Below are 265 nucleotides of genomic sequence, written 5' to 3' on the forward strand. Positions count from 1 at the left end.
GTGGGTGCCGGTGTGAAGAAGGTGGCGGGTGGTGGACAGCGCAGGAGGGAGCGCACGATGAGTGAGTCCATCAATGGGGGTGGTGGGGGTGAGGGTGGACGTGGGGAAGAGGGTGGGGAAGGGAGGGTGTGGGGGAGGGGTGGTGAAGGGTGTGGGGGGGGTTGTTGAAGAGTTGGGGGGAGTGGGGATGAAGGGAGTGGGGGTGTTGGTTGAAGTGCTGGTAGATGTGGTGGAGGAGGGATTCATTTTGGTGGAAATTGGTGGT

Annotated in this window: 1 protein-coding gene; it reads left to right on the forward strand. The window is 61.9% G+C overall.

Annotated features, from left to right (window positions below; genetic code table 11):
* Nucleotides 1-61 precede the first annotated feature (61 nt).
* Nucleotides 62-265 (forward strand): hypothetical protein (locus FS507_RS16995; protein ID WP_145943844.1); only part of this gene is annotated, 204 nt, incomplete at its 3' end.

Origin of the sequence: Corynebacterium glyciniphilum AJ 3170 (genome assembly GCF_007673095.1) — a bacterium.
Lineage (GTDB): Bacteria > Actinomycetota > Actinomycetes > Mycobacteriales > Mycobacteriaceae > Corynebacterium.